The sequence below is a fragment of the uncultured Maribacter sp. genome, from assembly GCF_947500405.1.
Lineage (GTDB): Bacteria > Bacteroidota > Bacteroidia > Flavobacteriales > Flavobacteriaceae > Maribacter_B.
Genome location: NZ_CANMRY010000001.1, coordinates 54,764 through 75,630, shown reverse-complemented (window position 1 = coordinate 75,630; position 20,867 = coordinate 54,764). Strand labels below are relative to the sequence as shown.

Here is a 20,867-nt window from a genome sequence, read left to right as displayed (position 1 = left end):
TATGCTAGAAGAACTTATAAAGCTAGATAAAACCCTTTTTCTGTGCCTAAATAATTTAGGAACACCAACGTGGGATTTCTTTTGGTTAACCGTAACCAATAAGCTTAGCTCTATCCCTCTTTATGTGGTTTTACTTTTTTTGTCGTACAGACAATTAGGACTTAAAAAAACATTTTTTTTATTAGTTACCGTTGGTATTATGATTGGCGTTACAGATCAATTAGCAAATTTTTTTAAATATGGAGTGCAAAGATTACGACCATGTCATGATTCTGAGGTAAATACGTTTTTGCGTTTGGTAAAAAGTTATTGCGGTGGTAAATATGGTTATTTTTCTGCCCACGCTGCTAACTCTTTTGCGGTAGCAACTTTTTTTACGAACCTTTTAACTTCTAAATATAAATATATAGGAACTTTTCTATTATTCTGGGCAGCAATGGTTGCTTATAGCAGGGTGTATATTGGAGTTCACTTTCCTTTAGATATAATAACCGGTACAGGTATAGGATTGTTTTTAGGTTGGTTGTTTACAAAGTTATATATATTTGCACTTCAGAAATTTCCTATATGATATCTAACAAAAGATATTGGTTTTTTATGCTCCTAATAATTCTAGTGTATATAACTGGAATGTTTGTAACTCTTTTTGAGAACGATTCTGCTCAATTTGCTGTAATGGCAATGCGAATGGTGCAAGAAAATGACTTTTTTAATTTATTTAAAGGACCTAATGAGTATTTAGATAAACCTCATATGCATTACTGGTTGGCTGCATTGTCTTTTAAGATATTTGGACTACATGATTGGGCATATAGAATTCCCGGAATATTAGCATCTTTACTGGGAGCATACAGTTGTTATGGCCTAGGAAACTTATTGTATAACAAATCTACTGGAAAATTAGCAGCATTAATTTTTATGACTGCGCAGACAATATTTTTGTCTAATATAGATGTCAGGACAGATGCTGTTTTAACAGGATTTACCATTTTTGCTATTTGGAAACTAGCAGAGTATATAGAAACAAAATCTATTTTGGCAATATTTCTGGGAGCTTTTGGAGCTGCAATTGCTTTTTCTACTAAGGGGCAAATAGCTATTTTAGTTTTAGGTTTGCCTTTAGTATGTCATATGGCATATTCTAGAAATTTCATGGCATTTTTAAACTGGAGAGTGCTTATAGCTTTAGTTGTTTTTGGTATATGTATAGCACCAATGTTGTATGCTTATTACCATCAGTTTGATTTGCATCCAGAAAAAGTAATCCGAGGTAAAGACCATAGAAGTGGTATCTTTTTTATTTTTTGGGAGCAAAGCTTTGAGCGTTTAAGTGGCGATGGTATTGGAAAAAATAGTAGTGATTATTTTTTCTTTTTTCATACTTTCTTATGGGTATTTTTGCCTTGGACAGTTATAGGATTAGTTGCGTATTGGAATAAGGCAAAAGAGCTTGTTCAGTGTAAATTTAAAAGACAACCAAATCAAGAGTTTTTAACTTTAGGAGGAATTACAATAATTTTTTTAATTATAAGTTTTGCGCAATTTAAACTACCACATTATTTAAACGTAACCATGCCTTTATTTGCTGTTCTTACTGCTTCGTATTTGATACACTTATATGAAGTAAAAAACGCAAAGACTATAAAAATAATTTTAGGGGTACAGTATTTTATATTGGGAATTGTTTTTATAGCATCTAGTCTATTTTGCTTTTTTGTTTTTAAGGATAAACCAATTTATGTGTGTATTGGATTATTAATAGTAGCTGGCATTATTTTGTACTATTGTTTAAAAAGAGAGGCATACTATTATAGAATAATTAGTATTGCAGTTGGTAGTGCTATACTTTTAAATTTTGTGTTAAATACCCATTTTTATCCAAATCTATTAGAATATCAGGGAGGTTCTTCTATGGCTCAAAAAATAGAAGAGCATAATATTTCTGTAGATAATATTTACAAAATATCTTCTAAATTTTCTTGGTCTTTAGATTTTTATAATCAAAACCCTGTAAACATAATTACAATTGAAAAATTAAAAAACAAGAATAATATTTGGGTATATTGTACTGATGCTGATTTGGTGCAAATTAAAGAATCTGGCTTAGATTGGAACAAGCAATTAACAGTAAAGCAATTTAGAATAACTAGGCTACAAGCTAAATTTTTAAACCCTACAACACGTAAAAAAGTGCTTAATAAAATGCACTTAATTCATGTAGACTAATTCTTTTTTAGTTCTAGAGTGGGTTTTTTAATATGATAAAAAATACCAAAAAGAGAAACAAAAGCTGTTACTAAAAAAAAGAGCATACTTACACTTATAGATACAGTTTCGTTTAAATTTAAAAGAGTTGCGCCGTAAAAAAAAGTAACCTCTCTACTTCCAATCCCACCAATAGTAAGTGGAATAACAGATACTATAGAAGAGATAAGGAAAATTAATAAATAACCTAAAATATTGGTATTAATACCTAAAGCTTTTAATAAAAGAAAAATACTTGCCAGTTGCGCTATTTGTACCAATGCAGAAAAAATAAAAGAGATCCAGAAAATTGGTAAAGTATAACTAAAGAACTTTTTATTCAGGAACCAAAATGTAATAACACTTAAAAATATACCTAGAATAAATAGTATTTTAAAATTTTGAAGCCAATCTATTTGTACAAAGAAAGTCAAGATACAGGTGTAGATAAACAAAAGCAATAAACCACTTAAACGGTCTAATACTAAGACGGAAATTACTTTTTTTGTTACAACATTAAACTTCTTTTTAATTACATATCCTTTGTATGCATCACCGCCAATACCTCCTGGTAAAAACAAATTATAAAACATACCTAGTAGATAGAGCTTTAGGTTGCTTTTTTCAGATAAATTTATATTTAATTGATGAAAATAAAGGTTAAGTCTAATAGATGCAGTTACTTTAGATAAAACAAATAAGAGTATAGCAACAGCAACATAAACGAGGTTAGCTTGCTTTAATACAGTACCTATTTCTTTACTGTCTATTTTGGTAAAAATAAAATAGATTAGAATGGCACTAATAATAATTTTAAGTGCTGTAAGTAAGTGTTTAGGAGGCTTTGTCACCTACAAATATTTTTTTAATTCTATAAGGACGTTTGTTTTGAGATTCGTAATAGGTACGAATAAGAAGTTCCATAACAATACCAATAGTAAATAATTGTATACCAGCAAAAATAAACATCATACCAGCTGTTAGTAATGGTCTACTGCCAATATCTTCTCCAAGGCCAAATTTTACTATAAGTAAATAGGCGTTAATTCCTAACCCAGCAAATATTAAAAGAGCACCTATAATGCCAAATAGATGAATAGGTCTTTGGAAATACTTACGTATAAAAAGAAGTAAAGCCATATCTGCAACCACCTTAAAAACACGTTCTAAGCCATATTTAGAAACTCCGGCATTTCTGGCATGGTGTTTTACTGGAACTTGTTTTATTTGTGCGCCTTCTAGGTAGGCTAATAAGGTAATAAATCGGTGCATTTCGCCATATAAATTAAGTTCCTTAGCAATATCTTTGCTAAATACTTTTAAAGCACAACCATTATCTTTTATATCTAATTTTGTAACCCTCCTAACTAGAAAATTAGCTATCTTAGAAGGTATTTTTTTAACTAGAGAATCTTTTCTTTTTTGTCTAATTCCTGTAATAAGGTCATATTCTCCAGAAACGGCGTAGGTTAACATTTGAGGAATATCGCTAGGATCGTTTTGTAAATCGCCATCCATAGTAATAATATATTCTCCTTCTGCGTAATCTAAACCAGCAGCAAGAGCTAAACTTTGACCATAATTCTTTTTTAATTCTATAAAATGAACTGTGTCATCCTGCATGTCTTTTACAATCTTTCTTGTTTTATCCGTAGAAAAATCATCTACATAAATAATCTGGTAGGTATAACCAACCAAGCTTTCATGTATTTTTTGTGTTAATAAAACAACATTGTCCTCCTCATTATATAAGGGAACAACAATAGATAATAAAGAAGTAGTAACAGGCTCCATTTATTTAATTTAAAATCGGGGCAAAGTTATGTTTTTTATTGCAAGTGAGCTTAACAATTTTGTAATGAAAATTTCGTGTTAATTAATAGGGATATTTACTCTAGTAGTGTCCCAAGCAAGAAATAGTGCAAGTTCATTAGAATCATCAAAATCTATAGTAAATTTTTCGGTTACTTTAGATAACTTTTCGGTAGGGACAGTTATGTTTACCACGTCATTTTCTGGGTTTCTAGTAGTTTCTTTTCCGCCACTTAAGATAGTAACCCCCCATTCTGGAACTTCACTATTAAAAATAACATTCCATTTTTCTTTATTTGGTATGGTCCATAAAGAATATATACCTGCAGGTAAGTTTTTATCTACTATTTTAATATCTGTTTCTGTTATAAAAGAAGTTGGCTCATTTGCACCTGTACGCCATACATGATTATAAGGAATTAATTCTCCAAATAATACTCTTCCTTTTTTGGACGGACTAGAATATATCACCTTTAAATCTTTATTGTTTTTATGATAGTTTGCAGTCTGTTCTGGACTATGTTTTTTTGTTTGCTTTTGCATATATGGCATTGCAATAAATTTCATAAGTAATGCAATACCAATAAATACGATTAAAATCCATTTTAACTTTTTCATAATCAATGTTTAAGGATGTTCTAAAGTACTAAATCAAACTTAAAAATCGCAATGTTATGGTACTTTTCTCCCGGTTTTAAAACACTACTAGGAAAATGTTTCTTGTTTGGTGCGTCAGGATAGTTTTGAGTTTCAAAACAAATAGCAGGAAACCCATCTGGTGTATACACTACAACTGCTGGTTGGTTGGTGTAAACTTTCATTCCAATTCCTGTTTTTTTAGAGCTTACCTCTGCAGCTTTATCATTACTTAAATCTATCGCAAAAGGAGTATCTAATCTTGTGCTGCCAATTCTACGTTGTTTAACAAAGTCATACTCACTTCCTCTAACAGATTTAGATACTCCCGTTGGAATTAACTGCTCTGTTGTTTCTAACATTTCAGGACAATTAAGTTGTAGCTTATAATCATCAATAAACGTTTCATCATCTAATCTAAAATAAGAATGATTTGTTAAGTTTACTACCGTTGTACGGTCTGTAGTTGCTTCATGAATAACATGTAAAGCATTATCTACCAGTTTATAAGTTACTGTGGCTGTTAGGTTTCCTGGGTACCCTTCTTCTAAATGTTTACTATGGTATTGTAGTTTAACAAATGGGTCTTCTTTATAATTAACTTCAATAATTTTCCAATACTGTTTACTAAAACTATTTTTACCTCCATGTAAGTGTACGCCATTATTAGAATGTAAATGAAATTGTTCTCTATCTAGCTCAAACCCTCCATTAGAAATTCTTCCGGCATATCTGCCAATGCAAGCTCCAAGAAAAAACTCGTCTTTTAAGTATTTATTGGGATAATCATAGCCAACAACAACATTTGTAGATACCCCGTTTTTATCTTTTACCAATATTTTTTGTATAACTGCGCCATAGTCTAATACAATTAATGTGATAAAACTATTATTAATAGTAACTTGTTTCAAAAGGACAAAATTTTAAAAATCGATATAAAAATAATCGTTTTCTGCAACATCGGTATAATTCTTTCGTCCTTAGTTTAACAAAGCAACCAAAAAAGACAGAAACTGGCCAATGTTTCAAATAGATGTAGTAGAACAGTGTAAGCAAAATAACCGTAAAGCTCAGGTAAAATTGTATAGGCAATATTGTGATGGTATGTACTGTATAGCCATGCGTTTTGTGAAAAATGCAGATGATGCAGAAGATGTTTTGCAAGAGTCATTTATTAAAGCTTTTCAGAAAATAGAGCAATTTAAAGGAGAAGTAACGTTTGGTGCGTGGTTAAAGAGAATAGTAGTAAATAAGAGTATAGATTTTTTAAAAAAGAAGCAAGAAAAAATAGTAGCTCTAGATGAAAGCTATGTACATATTGTAGAAGATGAAGATTGGAGTATTGCTCCAGAGTATACAATTAATGATGTACGCAAAGCAATAGATCAGTTGCCAGAAAATTATAAATATGTAGTAATGATGTTTTTGATAGAAGGTTATGATCATCTAGAAATATCTGAAGTTTTAAATATTACGCATAGTACCTGTAGAACTAGGTTATTACGAGGGAAAGGATATTTAAAAGAAATTTTAAAAGGAAAAGATTATGAAACAGGATCTTAGAGAATTATTTAAAAAAGAACAGCAAGCACATAAATCAAAACTAAAAGATGGTCATGAAGAACGTTTTTTAAAGCGGTTAGATAATGTTGTTTTTAAAGAAAAAAAGAAAAGTTATAGTTTATTAAAAATAGCAGCCACAATTTTATTACTAATAACTGCAGGTGTTTTTGGGTATAAAGAATATAACAAACAGGAAACAATAGAGACAATTGTAGTTACTAAAACGCCAGTTAATAAAGAACCAATTTCATTAGGAGACCTTTCTCCAGATTTAAAAAAAGTAGAAGATTATTATACAGCAACAATAAACGTATCACTATCTAATTTGCAGGTTTCTGATAAAAATAAAATGCTTGTAGATGGTTATATGGAACAGCTTACAAAGTTAAATTCTGAATATGAAATTTTAACCAAAGAATTAAATGAATCTGGACCTAATAACCATACTATTAATGCATTAATTAAAAATTTGCAATTAAGATTACAGTTGTTACAAAAGCTGAAAAGGAAATTAGATCAATTAAAAATAGAAGAAAATGACCAAATTATATAAAACAAAGTATTTATTATTAATTATAGTATTGTCTGTGTTTATATGTAGCGGACAAAAAAATAATAAGGTATATAAAGAGACTTTTAAAGTAGTAGATAGTGCTATTCTAGATATAAAAACAAGCTATGCAGATATAGAATTTGATACTTGGGACAAGAACGAAGTATCTATAGAAGCAACAGTTATTTTGGAAGGAGCAACAGAGGAAGATGCAGCTATGTACTTTAAGGATGATCCTATACAAATACTAGGAAGTAGTAAAAGAATAGTTGTGACATCTAATAACAAAGGCCTTTCCGCATTTAGCAGTGGCCATTATAATATGGACGATTTTAGTTTTAATATGCCAGAGGTTAATGCTATAGAACATATTGTTGTTGAACTTCCTGAGTTACCAGAAATGCCTAAGTTGCCAGAGCTACCAGAAATGCCACCATTGTCTTCAGTTTCTGCTTTTAAATTTGATTACAAAGCGTATGAAGAAGAGGGGGATGCATATTTAAAAAAATGGCAGAAAGATTTTGATAAAAATTTTGATAAGGATTATCAAGAAAAAATAGAAGCTTGGAGCGAAAAAATGGAAGCTAAGATGGAAAAAGCAGAAATTAAAAGAGAGAAGGCGCATGAGAAAATGGAAGCTGTACATTTAGAAATAGAAAGGCTTCATAAGGAGATAGAGCATGAACATAGGCTAGAGGAGGAGCGTCATAGAAATGATGCTGCCGCCAAAAGAAAAGTTTTTTTAACTAAAGACGGTAAGGCAAAGAATTTTAATATAAAGAAGAAATTAAAAATTAAGGTGCCAAAATCTATCAAAATGTATCTAAATATTAGACACGGTGAGGTTAAACTTGCCCAACAAACGTTTAATTTAAGGGCAACTTTGTCATATTCTAATTTATCTGGCAACATTATAGAGGGTAATAATACAATGGTAAATGCATCGTATTCTCCAGTGGTTATTCAAAAATGGAATTATGGAAGTTTAAAGGCGGATTACTCAGATTATATAACCTTAAACGAAGTGTTATTTTTAAACCTTAACACAACTTCTTCAGATGTTACAATAAATAAAATATTTAAAAAAGTAGTTATTAATAATAAGTTTGGCCCTCTTAAAATTAATTATGTTGATAGTGATTTTAAAGATATAAGTATAACTATGCAAAATGCAGAGCTAGAGTGTAATTTACCAAATTCGGCATGTAATTTAGAAGGTCTTATGTATGCTTCGGAAATTTCTTATCCGGAAAGTGTACATGTAAAAAAAGACTGTAATTCTAATACTACGATGATAAATGGTTATCATAAAAACAACTCCTCTAAAAAAAATATTACTGTGGATGCTAAATTTAGCGAAGTTGTTTTAAAATAATTGCTAACTTATTTTATAAGGCCATTTTACAATGCTTTCTGTATACATAGCTTCTAACCCCATTTGCACAGCAATAGCTGTATTGGCTCCTGTTGTTATATTAGATATAGGAGAAGAATCTAGAGTAATACTATCTCTAAAATCTTGTAGTGCCTGCTTACTTGGGTTTAAATGTTCTACTTTTATTGGATACCCTTTATTTTTATCAAAAGTAACAGTAGCTCCTGCAACACCATCTACGATTCCTAGTTTTTTGTTTTTTGTTCCTTCAGGATAAAACCAAGCATTTCTAGGCCCCATAATAATAGTTCCTTTGTCTCCTTTTACTTTTATTTGATAACCATCTTTAGAATTACTTGTTAAGCAAGTAAATTTGGCTTTTACTCCGTTAGGATAATCATATAGTAAATTTACATTATCATATGTTTCTCTACCATCTTTCCAATAATCTATACCGCCAATACCCATTACTTTGTTTGGAGTAGCACCTAGTACCCAATTCACAAAATCTATTTGATGTGAGCATAGTTCAGCAACTAAGCCACCAGAAAACTCTTTATACATTCTCCAGTTAATTGCACGTTCTAATTCGGGTTTTGGTACTGGTCTTCTCCAGTTTCCGTTTCTATTCCATTGGCATTCAAAAGAAGTTATTTTACCAACTTTCCCGTCTTTTAGTAAATTTACTACATGGGTATATAAACGAGAACTATGGTATTGGTGCCCTGTTTGAAATACAGTATTAGATATTTTTGTTTTATTTATTAGGTTTTGAATACCATCTAAACCTTTTGCCATTGTTTTTTCACAGTAAACGTGTTTTCCTGTTTCTAAAGCATCAATAGCAATTTTAGAATGGGTATTAAAAGGAGTAGAAATTAAAACAGCGTCAATATCTGGATTATCTAATAGTTTTCTATAATCCGAATATCCTTTAGCTTTTTTAGCTGTGTTACTTAATCCTTTTTCTAATCTAAAGGGTAACGTATCACAACAGGCTATAACATCAAAATTTTTAATTTCATTTATTAAAGGGATTAACCCGCTGCCACGATTTCCTGTGCCAATTACTCCAATAGTTACTTTATCTAGAGTGTTTTTAGAACTAAGAATATTGGCCACAACATTTGTTGAGGTAGCAATACCTGCGGTTGCTAAAGCTCCTTTTAATACAAAATCTCTTCTTTTCATGTGTTATAATTTAGGTTCCCAACCTGCGGCATATTCTCTTTTCCAGCTTTCCATAGCTTTTGCATTGTTGGTTACTTTTCCTGTTAAGGTATCAATTTTCAAGGTTTCTCCAGCGTCTTGCGCCATATTTCCTAAGTGGCATAACATTGTAGATATACTTGCGTCCTGAATGTCTGAATGTAAACTCTTATCTTCGCGAATAGCGTCAAAGAAATTTCCAACATGAGACACGTCTAAACTACCTTCACCTCTGGTGTTTGTTGTAGCGCTTTGTCCTGCTTCCTTTTCTGTTTTTATAAGAGAGCCATCTAAAGCATATAAATTATAAGCATTTCTACTTAGAGTAATAGAACCTTTGCTACCATATATTGTAGCACCTCTTCCAGGTTGTTTAGGTTGTATTTTTCCACGACTATGACCAGTCCATGTTAAGAATTTATCGTCTTTAAACTTGTAAGTTACTTGTTGGTTATCTACAAATTCCCAGTCATCTTCATATGTATATTTACCTCCAAAAGAAGTAACACTTTCTGGTAAATTTACTCCTAAAGCCCAACGGCAAATATCTATTTCATGGGTTCCGTTATTATGAATTTCTCCTGTTCCCCAGTTATGAAACCAATGCCAGTTATATGGGTGAATATTATCTTTGTACTCTTTTCTTGGTGCTGGACCTTGCCATAACTCCCAGTCTAATGTTTTTGGAACGTCTATAACGTTTCCTACTCCAATAGAACCTCTGTTGTTAGAGTAATAAGCTTCGCCTTTATAAACGTCTCCAATAATACCTTCTCTTATTTCTTTTATAGCAAGAATAGAGCTTTTAGCAGAGCGCTGTTGGTTTCCCATCTGTACTTTTTTACCGTACTTCTTTTGTGCTTCAACTAGTAAGTCATTTTCATATGGGTTATGGCTACATGGTTTTTCTACATAAACATGTTTTCCTGCTTGTAAAGCCATTATAGCCATTGGTGCATGCCAGTGTTCTGGAGTTGCAATAAAAACGGCATCTACCCTTTTGTCTTCTAATACTTTTCTAAAGTCTTTCTCTACTTTAGGTACATACCCAATATTGTTTTTGCACCATATATTATGCTCTTCTATAATAGTATCATCTACATCACAGTTATATAGTATTTTGGCATTTTTATCTTTGTTTATAGCTAATACATGAGCCTTAGCTCTACTGCGAACACCTATAATTGCACAATTTATTTTATCGTTTGCACCAAGTATTCCTGCGTAACTAGAACTAGGTAATACCAAGCCTCCTATAGTTACTGCTGCAGTTCCCGCAGTAGTTTTTTTTATAAAATCCCTTCTTGAATTCATGTTTTATTTTTTAGGAGATTTGTTAACCTTTATATTTTTAAAGGAAACTTTATTTCCGTGATCTTGTAATAATAATTGGCCTTTTTCAAGTTCTCCAAAATTTGGCCACTTATTATATTTACTTTCAGAGACTAATTTTAAATATTCTGGACTTTTTCTTTCATATTCTAAAACTTTTACGCCGTTTATCCAGTGTTCTACATGATTGTCTATAGAAGAAATATATGCTGTATTCCATTCTCCTATTGGATTTACAGGTTTGTTTGGGTCAGCTTTAATCAAATCATACAAAGAGCATACTGTTCTACTTCCTTCATGATTTCCTCTTTTAGCATCTGGATGTAAAGTGTCATCTAAAATTTGATATTCTAAGCCAATAGAAGAGCCTGCTCCTTTATTTAGATTAGTATCTACATAGTATTTAATACCACTATTTGCACCAGGAGTTAGTTTAAAATCTACAGATAATTCAAAATTTGCAAATAATTCTTTAGTAACAATATCTCCGCCAGCAGCAGATTCAGCACCATCAGAAGCTACTACGGTTAATTCTCCATTTTCTATTTCCCACCCATTTTCAGGAAACCCTTCTAATTTAGCACCTTTCCAACCTTTTGTAGTTTTGCCATCCCATAACATTTCCCAACCAGCTTTTTTTTCGTTTACAGTAAGTTTATTTTTTGTGTTGATAGGAGTTAAAGGAGATTTTTTGGAATATTTAGCTAAGTTATCTGTAAGGATATTAATGTTTTTCCATATTATCTCTGTTCCTTCTTTCTTTTTTTCATTTATACTATGTACTTGTAACGCAATAAAACCACTTGCTGTTTTATCATCTATTAAATAAGCAGCAGGAACATCATTAATCCACGTTTTTAAAGTATCTCCAATAGCTTCAATTCTATAGTGATTCCAGTCGTTTTGTTTAAAAGCTTTTTGGGCTTCAGGGTTTTTATTTAATGGGTTTAGCCAACCTCTACGAGCCTCATCAAAAATCCCAGCACTCCATGCACGTGGAGAAGGGTCTATTTCTATTTGGTAACCGTGAACTCTACCATCTTTATAGTAAGGAAAACTATTACTTCGTATTTGTATACCAGAGTTCATGCTAGAATCTACCTTATAATCTAACTCAAGAATAAAATCGCCATACATTTTATCTGATGTTAAGAAAGAATTAGGGGTATTTTTTACTGTAGTTCCTACTATAGAGCCATCTCTTACGGTGTATGTAGCAATACCACCTTTTTGTGTCCAGCCGTTTAATGTTTCTCCATCAAAAATAGAAACCCAAGGTGTAGTGTCTTTCTTTTGTTCTGTACACCCAATAACTGTTATTACACATAATAGTAGATAAATTATGGAACGTGATTTTAATACTGTTTTCATAAAATAGATAATTTGTTTGATTATTTTAAGCGTTTTTAGTTTTACCGTGTTCGTACACATTAATTAGTCTAAAGTACAAATTATTAGCGTAATTTTTACATTTTATCTATAAAGTACATCTTGTAGTTGTATTAATCTTATTTTTAAATAGGTTCATAAAAAAACGCTCCTTTATTAGATTAGATAATAAAGGAGCGTTTATAAAAACTTTTAAAATTCAGTTTAATGTGAATTATCTTTTAAAAAATCACCAAAATTCTTTTTAAATCTATTTAGCCTTGGGATAGATACATTTTTTATATAAGAGTTATTAGGATTCCTTTTTTCATAATCTTGATGGTATTCTTCTGCTTTGTAAAATTTAGAAAAAGCAGTTACTTCCGTTGTTATAGGTAAACCATCATATACATTTTGGTCTTTTAAAGCTTTTATATAAGAGGTAATAATTTCTTTCTCTTTTTCATTTTTATAAAAAGCTATAGATCTATATTGTGTTCCTTTATCTGGCCCTTGACGGTTTAGTGTAGTTGGGTCATGAGAACCAAAGAATACTTGAACTAAAGCGGTAAAAGAAATTACGTTTGGGTCATAAAAAATTTCAACTGTTTCTGCATGGGTTGTTTTTCCATAACCTACATCTTCATAGGTTGGGTTTTTTTCTTTTCCTCCAGAATACCCAGATACTACTTCTTTAACTCCTTTTACACTTTCAAAAATAGCTTCTACACACCAAAAACATCCGCTAGCAAAATAAGCAGTTTCATAGTCGCTTAATTCTTGGGGTGTTAGTTTTACTTCTGTTACTTCTTGCATTTCTTGTGTAACAGGAATTTCTTTTTTTATTTTAGATTGGCATCCAAGTGTAAAAAGAAATGAAGTTGATACTAGTAGTAATTTTATAAAGGACATATTTTTTCTGTTTTAGTACTCAAAAGATAAAATACCTTACAATAGTATTGGGTTAAAAAGTTGTTAATTAAAAATTAATATCAAATTTAATACATACCTATTCTTGTTTTAAGTTTACAATATGACAGATTTAGAAAAGATATTAGTTACTATTCCTAAAAAACCTATACCTATTATTGATTCTAAATTTTCTTTAGATGTATATACTCCTTTAGATTTATCTGTTTCAAATACTAGTCTTGAACACCACAATATTACCACACCAGCAGGATGTCAAGAATATATAGATACGGTTTTAGCTGCTTCGAAAGCAAAAGTTGCTTATGGTGGTTACTTGGAGCAAAGAAATTTATATTCTAATACACCTAGTTTTAATAGTGCATCTGATTTTGTTAGAAATATTCACTTAGGATTAGATGTTTGGGCACCAATAGGTACACTTATAGTAACTCCTATTGATGGTAAAGTACACAGTTTTAAAAATAATACTACCCCAGGTGATTATGGACCAACTATAATTTTAGAACATTCTGTAAATAATGAGGTCTTTTATACCTTATATGGACATTTGTCCATTTCTTCCATAGAAGAATTATATACAGGAAAAGAATTTAAACAGGGCGAAATTCTTGCTGAAATGGGAGCACCAGAGATTAATGTTAACTATGCTCCTCATTTACATTTTCAAATTATAAAAGATTTACAAGGGAATTTTGGAGATTATCCAGGTGTATCTTCTAAGGCAGATGTAGAGTATTATTCTAAGAATTGTCCTAACCCTAATTTACTACTTTCTATAGGTGTTTAGAATCCGATTAAAAACACTTTCTTTCGATAAGGTGTTTTTGGATGTGTGTACGTTTATCGAGCATTTTTTACACTTTATCCATATTTGTGTCAGTTACCGAAAAATAAGGGGTTTTCAGCGTTTTGTAACCTAGCTGCATACGGCTTTGGGCGTTTTAATTATATATAAAACGCAAGTCATGAAAACTATCTTAACTTTAATTTTTGTTCTTTTTATTACAGTAGCTGCACAAGCACAAAACAACACGCAAGAAGTTAAAGTAGTTACTATAGAAAAGACAATTGTAACAGAAACTACAGTTAAAACTACAGAGGTTGCACGTTTGTATAAGCGTTCTAATGCTAGAGTAAAGAAAGCAATAAAATTTACTACAAAAAGAAACAAAGCTAAATTGGCTTAATCTTTACTCGATAATCGAGATTTAAATGCTCCGACGCTTTCGTCTAAATCAATGCTAATTTTTCTTCTAATGCCTAGTGGGATTGTCTCTAGATTATTTACTCCCTATTAGTAATTTGGATAATATATAACCCTTGTTTAAGTAGATTGCGTTTTACCCATAGGTGTTTTAGCTTTTCTATTCAAGATTTTTATTCTAATCCACATCATGGCATATATTAAAATAGCTATCCATGAAAAAGTAGTTAGTAAGCTTTTTAAGATGGTAAGTGTGCTAGATAGTAAAACAAAAGATTTAGATATTTCCACAGACTTTGTAATCATTAAGATAATGCATATGTTTTCAGAATAATCAAACACCATAGCTAAAAAAGGAAGGAGCAAAAGAGGAAATGTTATTCTAGTACTGCTATTTGTAATTTTAATAAGACGAAATAAAAAACTACTTAAAAATAAAGCTAAAAGAAAAGGATAAAATACATCTAAGAGGGTTAATTGTGGAAATAGGTAAAGATTGGTGGTTTCATTATTAAGCTTACTTATTATTAATTCTGCTGTAGATAAAGAATAACCTAAATTTTGAAGGTCAAATGCTTTAGTTCCAATTTGGCTATTAATTACGGGAAAAGTATATACCATCATTATTAATAAGATAAAGTGACTTGCGACAAATGTGACACCTATTTTTTTAACAGACGAAGTTTTTAAAAGAATGGAGTTTAAAAATGACATAAAGTTTGTTTTATTACACAACAAAAGTGATCCTTAAATTAATTGTGTCCATTAACAAATGATAAGAGTTACGATTGTGTTCTTAGTCTGCTTAAAGAAATAGTTGTTATTCCTAAATAAGAAGCAATATCTGTATGTGGTATAAGATTCTCAATATTAGGAAATTGTTTTCTTAGACGTTCTAATCGGTCTTTGCCTTTAAGAGAGGCTAATCCTATTTCTTTTTGAACTTTTGTCATTAGTTCTTTCCTTAATACGGTATTTGCAAAATGTCTAATTTCTAGATCTTCAATCATTAATCTTTCTAACTTGTCGGCATCAATTGTTGCAATTTCTACATCTGTTAATGTACTTATATTTAATATAGATTTTCCTTCTAAACTTCTTGTTGTGTTTGGTGATAAGATAGAGCCAGACATAAAGAAGGAAATTGTTATATCTTCTCCTTCTGGTGTATAAAGGAAACTCTTGCAAATACCTTTAATTAAAAAGTACTCTGAGTTATTAGTTTGACCAACCTTAGTTATTGGTTCTCCTTTTTTTAAAAAACTATAGGTAACCAGTTTATTTATTTTCTCTAAAGATGAAATAGGTAGGGGAGTTACGGAGTGAATAATAGGAGTAATCTTGTCTTTCATTTTTTTAAGGTAGTAATCTTATCTTCTTTCACAAAAGAAAAGCATCTTATTTTCCGATTAAAAGCACTTTCTTTCGGTAAGAGGTTTTTAGGTGTGTGTACGTTTATCGAGCATTTTTTACACTTTATCTGTAATTGTGTCGATTACCGAAAAATAAGGGGTTTTCAGCGTTTTATGACCTAGCTACATACGGCTTTGGGCGTTTTAATTATATATAAAACGCAAGTCATGAAAACTATCTTAACTTTAATTTTTGTTCTTTTTATCGGAGTAGCTGCACAAGCACAAAACAACACGCAAGAAGTTAAAGTAGTTACTATAGAAAAGACAATTGTAAAAGAAACTACAGTTAAGAAAACGGAAGTTGCACGTTTATATAAAAGAACAAATTCTAAAGTAAAAAAGGCGTTAACTTTTACTACTAAAAGAAACAAAGCAAAATTAGCTTAAGACTTTATCTTTAATAGGTATCCAAACTTCTTCTTCAGAATCCTCAGAATTGTTTTTGTACTTTTCGCATAGTATTTCAAAATGTGGTCTTTGGTCTAAATTATATTTAGATTGCGGTAGCCAAGTACCAAATATGTATTGCATGGTTTTAGGAAAGTCGCTTGTTTTTCCTTTATGAATAAAAACGGCATACATACCTCCTGGTAAAATAAAAGATTCCATTGCATTTGGTATAGCATTATAATCTGTTACTTCGGCAGCAGCCCATTTGGTAAAAACTGTATGCGGATTAAAGTTTTTAAAATCTAATGAGGCATCATAAACCTGAATAGAATATAAAGCAGCGTTTACTATATTAGAAATCTCTTTTCTTTGCTGCATAAAACTTTTCCATAGTGTAGGGGTTTTATTATCTACCAAAGACATTTTTAATTGTTTGCCAATTAGTTTCTTGTCTTTACTAATTTCTATTCTTGGAATCAAACGTACTATTCTTAAAAATTAACAAAGCTTATAATATTAAACTGATCGCGGCTAGTAGTTTCAAAAAACTGATTCATGTAACCAGCTTCTAGACGTATGTTTTTGTTTATTTTATATCCAAGACCTGCATAAACTCTATTTCTATCAAAAATAGAAGTTTTAGTATTTAAGAAAATCTCATTATAAGCAGAAAAGTAGTATTTATCCTTTTCTTTACTTAACGGTACATTAATAGCTAAGAAATATCGGAAACGCATTTTAAAATCGTTAGCAACAAAACGCTGTTCAAATCTATATCTATGGTTAACTGAAACAATTCCTATACTTTGTTTAGATGTAAATTGCTGAAAAATTCGATGCTCATTTACGGTAAACTTATCATTTGTATTAGCTATGTAGTTTTCAGAAGTAATATAGCCATAGCCTAATAAGATATTATTTTTGTTTTCATTAAGCGAGTAGCCTAAGCCTGTTCTTAGTAGTAATTGTTCTAAATCTCCTATAGCATTATAGCTTCTTAGTTGTACTTCGTTATGAAGATTCCATTTACTATTTAATTTTTTATTTCCAATATAGATAAGCCAATTTCCAAAATTACTTTCCTGACTTTGTACATAAGCCGGGAATGTAAGAGTTACTAATAATAGTAATGCAGGGATTTTATTTTTTAAATACTGATAGTTCATAGTATAGTTTTTTTGGCAAGCAAATATAGTAACATGATAAGGAAAATTATATTTCTGTATTCTTTTTTATACAACAAGTAAGTAAAATCCAATCTATAAATGTCGTTTAAAAACACTTTCTTTCGATAAGAGGTTTTTAGGTGTGTGTACGTTTATCGAGCATTTTTTACACTTTATCTGTATTAGTGTCGATTACCGAAAAATAAGGGGTTTTCAGCGTTTTGTAACCTAGCTGTATACGGCTTTGGGCGTTTTAATTATATATAAAACGCAAGTCATGAAAACTATCTTAACTTTAATTTTTGTTCTTTTTATTACAGTAGCTGCACAAGCGCAAAACAACACGCAAGAAGTTAAAGTGGTTACTATAGAAAAAACAATTGTAACAGAAACTACAGAGGTTGCACGTTTATATAAAAGAACAAATGCTAAAGTAAAAAAGGCTTTAACTTTTACTACTAAAAGAAACAAAGCTAAATTGGCTTAATCTAATTTTAGTATTTTAGTTTCTATTACATGTTGTTTTCTTAAAATACTACGATTACAATGAAACTTTATAATTACCTGGAGTAAATAAAAAAGTTTTCATAAGTCTATTCCAAGTATTTATTTGCGTAATAGCAAGTGTTATATAGCATATTTCAGATTTAGAAAAATAATCTTCTAAGGTTTTATAAATTTCATTATTAATAGGTGTATTGTCTATTTGCGTTAAAGTTTCCGAAAAATTTAAAACAGCCCTTTCTTTTTCTGAAAAATATGGTGTTTCTTTCCATACCACTAAAGAAGATAAACGGAGTTCTGTTTCGTTTATGTGTTTTAGTTCTTTATAATGCATATCTACACAATAGGCGCATCCGTTAATTTGAGAAACGCGTAGTTTAATTAATTTTAATAAAGACTCGTTAAGAGGTGATTGATTAATAAAATCTTCAATATTTTTTAGTTTTTGAAACATTCCATCTGGAATATCTTGATAGGTAATTCTTTCCATTATTATTATTATTATTTAATTAGAGATAACAAAATTAGAAAGTGCACTAGCTATAACTTCTTAGGATTTCTTAAGAAATATTTACTCGATAATCGAGATTTAAATGCTCCAACACTTGCGTCGAAATCAATGCTAATTTTCTTTCTAATACCTTTCGGTCTTGCTCCGAGGTTTTTTACTGATGCATTGTTTTTTTTAATTCACTAAGATACTCAGGAGTAATACCTAAATAGGAGGCGACCATATATTGTGGTACTCGTTGCATAAAAGTTGGGTTTTTCTTTACAAAGCCTAAATACCTTTCTTTGCTATTGAGCTTCATGAAAATTTCATCTTTTCGTAAAATAGCAATAAGCATATTCTCTGTAATTATTCTAAAGCAACGTTCTAGTTTGGGAACTTTAGTATACAAACTATTTAAAGTGCTTTTATCTAAGCATAAGGCAGTAGTTTCCTCAATGGCTTGTATGGTATTAAAAGAAGGTTTTTCTTTAATAAAACTCTCCATACTAGTTACCCACCAATTTTCTATAGCAAATTGACTAGTTTTTTCTTCTCCAGCAGAATTTGTCGTATATGATCTAATTAATCCTTTGCAAACAAAGTAATTGTAAAGACAAATTGAATTTTGTTCTAATAAGAAGCTTTTTTTCTTATAAGTTTTAAGTACTAGGCTTTTATAGATTATATCTATTTCGCTGTCTGAAAATGGAACAAACCTGTTTAAATAATCTTGTATTTGTAGCTTGTAGTTTTTCATGAAATATATACTGATGAATAATTTGTTTAAAGATATTATTTATAGCTCTTATGTTGGAATATTTTTTAATAAGTATGGATAAAGTGCACTAAAAACAGTTAAGCATTTAGTAGTGGTGTATACGTTTATCTATACTTTTTAGTACTTTATCTATTTTTTTTACACTAGCCGAAAATACTTGTTGTTCAGCGTATTATCTCTTTTTTGTTTAAGGTGGGTTCTAATTTTACAGAACCAAATCTTAGTTATGAAAGCAGTTATTACATTATTATTAATCTTATTTATGAGTGTTTTAGGTTTTGCAAAAAACTTACCTCTTGAGGAAAAAGTTACTACTTTAGAAAAAGGAGTAGTGTTAGAGCAAACAACATTAATCTCTTTTAAAAACCTAGAGATTACCAACGAAAAGCAACTAACACGTTTGTATATGTACAAAAATTCTAGAATTTTAAAAGAATTAGCTTTTAGAACCAAAAGAAACAGAATAAGACAGGCATAAAGTATTGTATTTTGATAGTTGGTTTTTGTAATACATCTAACCATTTATTCTTTAACTAAAATACCTGTATTTCAGCGATTTACTAAGGTTTTTAGACCTTGTAAGCTTATCTTTAAAGAACGAAACGACAAGTGATAAAAGGTAATTTTAATACGAATTTAAATTATAGGGGCTATAGCACTTGCATAAAATAAATGCAAATGATTAATTGGGCTTTTCTTAAATGGGTATTATTCTGGATATTAGCAGTAGCAGTTTTGGCTTTAATTTTAAGGGTAAAACGTTGGAGTAAATAAAAGAGTTTTAAAAATGCTAAATATATACATTGGCATAATAATTGAAAGTATATTTATAGCTACTACAAATAGTAGCAAATTAATAAAAATAATATGATAGCACTTCTAATAGTAATCTCGGCAGTATTTGTAGGGTCATTAATTTTTAATTACAGAGAAAAAAGAGCAGCTTTACGCCCTATAAAAATTCCTGTAGAGAAGAAAAAATAAGTTTATACAATTGGGTTTAGTTGTTGTCCTATTTCTTGGAACTTAATAATATAGTTAGTTCCTTTTTTAGAAATATCTCTTATAACAGAGCCTTTTAGTTGCCTTGTTAGGCTGTATATTAACTTTAACCCTAAAGACTTTGTGTTTTTATGGTTTACAGTTTCTGGAAAACCAACTCCATTGTCTCCTATTATTAATACATATTCTTTATGAATCTCTTTCTTAATAGCTATATGTATTTCTCCTTCAGAATCATCTACAATACCATATTTTAAGGCGTTTGTAATAGTTTCATTTATTAATAGTCCTAAAGGTATAGCAGTATCTATACCTAATTTTATATCTGGTATATCTATGGTTAGTTTTACTTTGTTTTCTATTCCTTTTATAGATTTTATTAAATACTGACTTAGTTCTTGTACATAGGTTTTATACTCTATTTTAGAAAGGTCATTACGCATGTAAAGCATTTCATGTATCATAGACATGGATATTACTCTATTTTGAGTGCCTTTAAGTAGTGTTTGTAGCTCTTTATCTTCCATGTTTCTAGATTGCATACTAAGCAGGCTAGATACTGTTTGTAGATTGTTTTTTACTCTATGATGAATTTCTTTTAATAGGGTTTCTTTCTCTAATAGTTTTTTAGATAATGTATTATTACTATAAATAAGGCTACTGTTTGATAGTGTTATTCTTTTCTTTAAAAGAAAAGAATTTATAAAAATTAGAATCCCAAAAATTAAGAATGCTATTGCTACTAATACGTTTATATTAAAAACAAAATAACATGCTCCAGCAAATAGTATTGCAGCTAGTGAAGAAACATAATTAACTATTAAAAAAAAGTTAGTTTTTTTTATTTGTTTTTTATTATCTAGTATGTTGTTATGCATATACTGGATTTT

The 20,867-nt window shown here is 30.1% G+C and carries 25 protein-coding genes; 10 read left to right on the top strand and 15 right to left on the bottom strand.

What is annotated here, in order from left to right; translation table 11 throughout:
• Position 1 precedes the first annotated feature (1 nt).
• Entirely contained in the window at positions 2 to 571 is a 570-nt protein-coding gene (locus tag Q0945_RS00380; protein WP_299429648.1) for a phosphatase PAP2 family protein, read from the top strand.
• Positions 568 to 2,226, top strand: a complete 1,659-nt coding sequence (locus Q0945_RS00375; protein ID WP_299429646.1) for a glycosyltransferase family 39 protein — start codon at positions 568 to 570, stop codon at positions 2,224 to 2,226. Before Q0945_RS00380 ends, Q0945_RS00375 begins: the two co-directional genes overlap by 4 nt.
• Here Q0945_RS00375 and Q0945_RS00370 read toward each other — a convergent pair.
• The 4 genes from Q0945_RS00370 to Q0945_RS00355 form a co-directional block, all read right to left on the bottom strand.
• Complete coding sequence (locus Q0945_RS00370; RefSeq protein ID WP_299429644.1) at positions 2,223 to 3,095, bottom strand: lysylphosphatidylglycerol synthase transmembrane domain-containing protein; 873 nt, start codon at positions 3,093 to 3,095, stop codon at positions 2,223 to 2,225. The genes Q0945_RS00375 and Q0945_RS00370 overlap by 4 nt on opposite strands.
• Positions 3,079 to 4,038: a glycosyltransferase family 2 protein gene (locus Q0945_RS00365; protein ID WP_299429643.1), complete on the bottom strand. Its 960-nt coding sequence runs from the start codon at positions 4,036 to 4,038 to the stop codon at positions 3,079 to 3,081. The genes Q0945_RS00370 and Q0945_RS00365 overlap by 17 nt, the downstream gene beginning before the upstream one ends.
• A 78-nt stretch (positions 4,039 to 4,116) precedes the next feature.
• Positions 4,117 to 4,674 (bottom strand): DUF2911 domain-containing protein, encoded by a 558-nt coding sequence (locus tag Q0945_RS00360; protein WP_299429641.1) that lies wholly within the window; start codon positions 4,672 to 4,674, stop codon positions 4,117 to 4,119.
• A gap of 20 nt (positions 4,675 to 4,694) precedes the next feature.
• Entirely contained in the window at positions 4,695 to 5,603 is a 909-nt protein-coding gene (locus Q0945_RS00355) for an aldose epimerase family protein (RefSeq protein WP_299429639.1), read from the bottom strand.
• 109 nt (positions 5,604 to 5,712) lie between these two features.
• Between Q0945_RS00355 and Q0945_RS00350 the strand changes: the two genes are divergently transcribed.
• From Q0945_RS00350 to Q0945_RS00340, 3 genes are read left to right on the top strand one after another with little or no spacing between them, the layout of a single operon-like run.
• Complete coding sequence (locus Q0945_RS00350; protein WP_299429637.1) at positions 5,713 to 6,255, top strand: RNA polymerase sigma factor; 543 nt, start codon at positions 5,713 to 5,715, stop codon at positions 6,253 to 6,255.
• Positions 6,239 to 6,808 carry a hypothetical protein gene (locus Q0945_RS00345; RefSeq protein WP_299429635.1) on the top strand — a complete coding sequence of 190 codons (570 nt, stop codon included), beginning with the start codon at positions 6,239 to 6,241 and terminating at the stop codon, positions 6,806 to 6,808. The genes Q0945_RS00350 and Q0945_RS00345 overlap by 17 nt, the downstream gene beginning before the upstream one ends.
• Positions 6,792 to 8,183 carry a hypothetical protein gene (locus Q0945_RS00340; RefSeq protein WP_299429633.1) on the top strand — a complete coding sequence of 464 codons (1,392 nt, stop codon included), beginning with the start codon at positions 6,792 to 6,794 and terminating at the stop codon, positions 8,181 to 8,183. Before Q0945_RS00345 ends, Q0945_RS00340 begins: the two co-directional genes overlap by 17 nt.
• 3 nt (positions 8,184 to 8,186) lie before the next feature.
• On the opposite strand, the gene Q0945_RS00335 is transcribed toward Q0945_RS00340, so the two are convergent.
• From Q0945_RS00335 to msrA, 4 genes are all read right to left on the bottom strand, one after another.
• On the bottom strand, positions 8,187 to 9,374 hold the full coding sequence (locus Q0945_RS00335; RefSeq protein ID WP_299429631.1) for a Gfo/Idh/MocA family oxidoreductase: 1,188 nt from the start codon (positions 9,372 to 9,374) through the stop codon (positions 8,187 to 8,189).
• Between the two features lie 3 nt (positions 9,375 to 9,377).
• On the bottom strand, positions 9,378 to 10,706 hold the full coding sequence (locus Q0945_RS00330; protein WP_299429629.1) for a Gfo/Idh/MocA family oxidoreductase: 1,329 nt from the start codon (positions 10,704 to 10,706) through the stop codon (positions 9,378 to 9,380).
• Between the two features lie 3 nt (positions 10,707 to 10,709).
• Positions 10,710 to 12,095 carry a DUF1080 domain-containing protein gene (locus tag Q0945_RS00325; RefSeq protein ID WP_299429627.1) on the bottom strand — a complete coding sequence of 462 codons (1,386 nt, stop codon included), beginning with the start codon at positions 12,093 to 12,095 and terminating at the stop codon, positions 10,710 to 10,712.
• Between the two features lie 222 nt (positions 12,096 to 12,317).
• Entirely contained in the window at positions 12,318 to 13,004 is a 687-nt protein-coding gene (gene msrA, locus Q0945_RS00320; protein ID WP_299429625.1) for a peptide-methionine (S)-S-oxide reductase MsrA, read from the bottom strand.
• Positions 13,005 to 13,125: 121 nt separating this feature from the next.
• Here msrA and Q0945_RS00315 point away from each other — a divergent pair, with 121 nt between their 5' ends.
• Positions 13,126 to 13,812 (top strand): peptidoglycan DD-metalloendopeptidase family protein, encoded by a 687-nt coding sequence (locus Q0945_RS00315; protein ID WP_299429623.1) that lies wholly within the window; start codon positions 13,126 to 13,128, stop codon positions 13,810 to 13,812.
• A 178-nt stretch (positions 13,813 to 13,990) separates the two neighbouring features.
• Positions 13,991 to 14,212 carry a hypothetical protein gene (locus Q0945_RS00310; protein WP_299429621.1) on the top strand — a complete coding sequence of 74 codons (222 nt, stop codon included), beginning with the start codon at positions 13,991 to 13,993 and terminating at the stop codon, positions 14,210 to 14,212.
• A gap of 137 nt (positions 14,213 to 14,349) precedes the next feature.
• On the opposite strand, the gene Q0945_RS00305 is transcribed toward Q0945_RS00310, so the two are convergent.
• Together Q0945_RS00305 and Q0945_RS00300 are read right to left on the bottom strand one after the other, a co-directional pair.
• Complete coding sequence (locus Q0945_RS00305) at positions 14,350 to 14,943, bottom strand: hypothetical protein (RefSeq protein WP_299429619.1); 594 nt, start codon at positions 14,941 to 14,943, stop codon at positions 14,350 to 14,352.
• A 68-nt stretch (positions 14,944 to 15,011) separates the two neighbouring features.
• The gene (locus Q0945_RS00300; protein ID WP_299429617.1) at positions 15,012 to 15,581 is read right to left on the bottom strand and encodes a Crp/Fnr family transcriptional regulator; all 570 of its coding nucleotides are present in this window, start codon (positions 15,579 to 15,581) and stop codon (positions 15,012 to 15,014) included.
• Positions 15,582 to 15,809: 228 nt separating this feature from the next.
• Here Q0945_RS00300 and Q0945_RS00295 point away from each other — a divergent pair, with 228 nt between their 5' ends.
• A complete protein-coding gene (locus Q0945_RS00295) occupies positions 15,810 to 16,031 on the top strand; it encodes a hypothetical protein (RefSeq protein WP_299429615.1) in 222 nt (73 codons plus the stop codon).
• Here the strand turns inward: Q0945_RS00295 and Q0945_RS00290 are convergent.
• Positions 16,023 to 16,514 carry a GyrI-like domain-containing protein gene (locus Q0945_RS00290; RefSeq protein ID WP_299429613.1) on the bottom strand — a complete coding sequence of 164 codons (492 nt, stop codon included), beginning with the start codon at positions 16,512 to 16,514 and terminating at the stop codon, positions 16,023 to 16,025. The two genes, Q0945_RS00295 and Q0945_RS00290, sit on opposite strands and share 9 nt — an antisense overlap.
• 11 nt (positions 16,515 to 16,525) lie before the next feature.
• A complete protein-coding gene (locus Q0945_RS00285; protein WP_299429611.1) occupies positions 16,526 to 17,200 on the bottom strand; it encodes a DUF2490 domain-containing protein in 675 nt (224 codons plus the stop codon).
• 277 nt (positions 17,201 to 17,477) lie between these two features.
• Between Q0945_RS00285 and Q0945_RS00280 the strand changes: the two genes are divergently transcribed.
• A complete protein-coding gene (locus Q0945_RS00280; RefSeq protein WP_299429609.1) occupies positions 17,478 to 17,687 on the top strand; it encodes a hypothetical protein in 210 nt (69 codons plus the stop codon).
• 54 nt (positions 17,688 to 17,741) lie between these two features.
• On the opposite strand, the gene Q0945_RS00275 is transcribed toward Q0945_RS00280, so the two are convergent.
• Positions 17,742 to 18,194, bottom strand: coding sequence for a carboxymuconolactone decarboxylase family protein (locus Q0945_RS00275; protein ID WP_299429607.1), 453 nt, complete (start codon positions 18,192 to 18,194; stop codon positions 17,742 to 17,744).
• A gap of 175 nt (positions 18,195 to 18,369) precedes the next feature.
• The gene (locus Q0945_RS00270; RefSeq protein ID WP_299429605.1) at positions 18,370 to 18,954 is read right to left on the bottom strand and encodes a Crp/Fnr family transcriptional regulator; all 585 of its coding nucleotides are present in this window, start codon (positions 18,952 to 18,954) and stop codon (positions 18,370 to 18,372) included.
• A 247-nt stretch (positions 18,955 to 19,201) separates the two neighbouring features.
• On the opposite strand from Q0945_RS00270, the gene Q0945_RS00265 reads away from it, so the two are divergent.
• Positions 19,202 to 19,453 (top strand): hypothetical protein, encoded by a 252-nt coding sequence (locus Q0945_RS00265; RefSeq protein ID WP_298488265.1) that lies wholly within the window; start codon positions 19,202 to 19,204, stop codon positions 19,451 to 19,453.
• A 508-nt stretch (positions 19,454 to 19,961) separates the two neighbouring features.
• On the opposite strand, the gene Q0945_RS00260 is transcribed toward Q0945_RS00265, so the two are convergent.
• On the bottom strand, positions 19,962 to 20,855 hold the full coding sequence (locus Q0945_RS00260) for a sensor histidine kinase (RefSeq protein WP_299429602.1): 894 nt from the start codon (positions 20,853 to 20,855) through the stop codon (positions 19,962 to 19,964).
• Positions 20,856 to 20,867: the final 12 nt, after the last annotated feature.

Coding starts and splice junctions, on each gene's coding strand:
- Q0945_RS00300 (WP_299429617.1), bottom strand. CDS start 15,581: ATGAAAGACAAGATTACTCCTATTATTCACTCCGTAACTCCCCTACCT.
- Q0945_RS00380 (WP_299429648.1), top strand. CDS start 2: ATGCTAGAAGAACTTATAAAGCTAGATAAAACCCTTTTTCTGTGCCTA.
- Q0945_RS00280 (WP_299429609.1), top strand. CDS start 17,478: ATGAAAACTATCTTAACTTTAATTTTTGTTCTTTTTATTACAGTAGCT.
- Q0945_RS00330 (WP_299429629.1), bottom strand. CDS start 10,706: ATGAATTCAAGAAGGGATTTTATAAAAAAAACTACTGCGGGAACTGCA.
- Q0945_RS00335 (WP_299429631.1), bottom strand. CDS start 9,374: ATGAAAAGAAGAGATTTTGTATTAAAAGGAGCTTTAGCAACCGCAGGT.
- Q0945_RS00285 (WP_299429611.1), bottom strand. CDS start 17,200: ATGAACTATCAGTATTTAAAAAATAAAATCCCTGCATTACTATTATTA.
- Q0945_RS00315 (WP_299429623.1), top strand. CDS start 13,126: ATGACAGATTTAGAAAAGATATTAGTTACTATTCCTAAAAAACCTATA.
- Q0945_RS00270 (WP_299429605.1), bottom strand. CDS start 18,954: ATGAAAAACTACAAGCTACAAATACAAGATTATTTAAACAGGTTTGTT.
- Q0945_RS00260 (WP_299429602.1), bottom strand. CDS start 20,855: ATGCATAACAACATACTAGATAATAAAAAACAAATAAAAAAAACTAAC.
- Q0945_RS00375 (WP_299429646.1), top strand. CDS start 568: ATGATATCTAACAAAAGATATTGGTTTTTTATGCTCCTAATAATTCTA.
- Q0945_RS00275 (WP_299429607.1), bottom strand. CDS start 18,194: ATGGAAAGAATTACCTATCAAGATATTCCAGATGGAATGTTTCAAAAA.
- msrA (WP_299429625.1), bottom strand. CDS start 13,004: ATGTCCTTTATAAAATTACTACTAGTATCAACTTCATTTCTTTTTACA.
- Q0945_RS00350 (WP_299429637.1), top strand. CDS start 5,713: ATGTTTCAAATAGATGTAGTAGAACAGTGTAAGCAAAATAACCGTAAA.
- Q0945_RS00305 (WP_299429619.1), bottom strand. CDS start 14,943: ATGTCATTTTTAAACTCCATTCTTTTAAAAACTTCGTCTGTTAAAAAA.
- Q0945_RS00265 (WP_298488265.1), top strand. CDS start 19,202: ATGAAAGCAGTTATTACATTATTATTAATCTTATTTATGAGTGTTTTA.
- Q0945_RS00295 (WP_299429615.1), top strand. CDS start 15,810: ATGAAAACTATCTTAACTTTAATTTTTGTTCTTTTTATCGGAGTAGCT.
- Q0945_RS00340 (WP_299429633.1), top strand. CDS start 6,792: ATGACCAAATTATATAAAACAAAGTATTTATTATTAATTATAGTATTG.
- Q0945_RS00345 (WP_299429635.1), top strand. CDS start 6,239: ATGAAACAGGATCTTAGAGAATTATTTAAAAAAGAACAGCAAGCACAT.
- Q0945_RS00360 (WP_299429641.1), bottom strand. CDS start 4,674: ATGAAAAAGTTAAAATGGATTTTAATCGTATTTATTGGTATTGCATTA.
- Q0945_RS00310 (WP_299429621.1), top strand. CDS start 13,991: ATGAAAACTATCTTAACTTTAATTTTTGTTCTTTTTATTACAGTAGCT.
- Q0945_RS00365 (WP_299429643.1), bottom strand. CDS start 4,038: ATGGAGCCTGTTACTACTTCTTTATTATCTATTGTTGTTCCCTTATAT.
- Q0945_RS00325 (WP_299429627.1), bottom strand. CDS start 12,095: ATGAAAACAGTATTAAAATCACGTTCCATAATTTATCTACTATTATGT.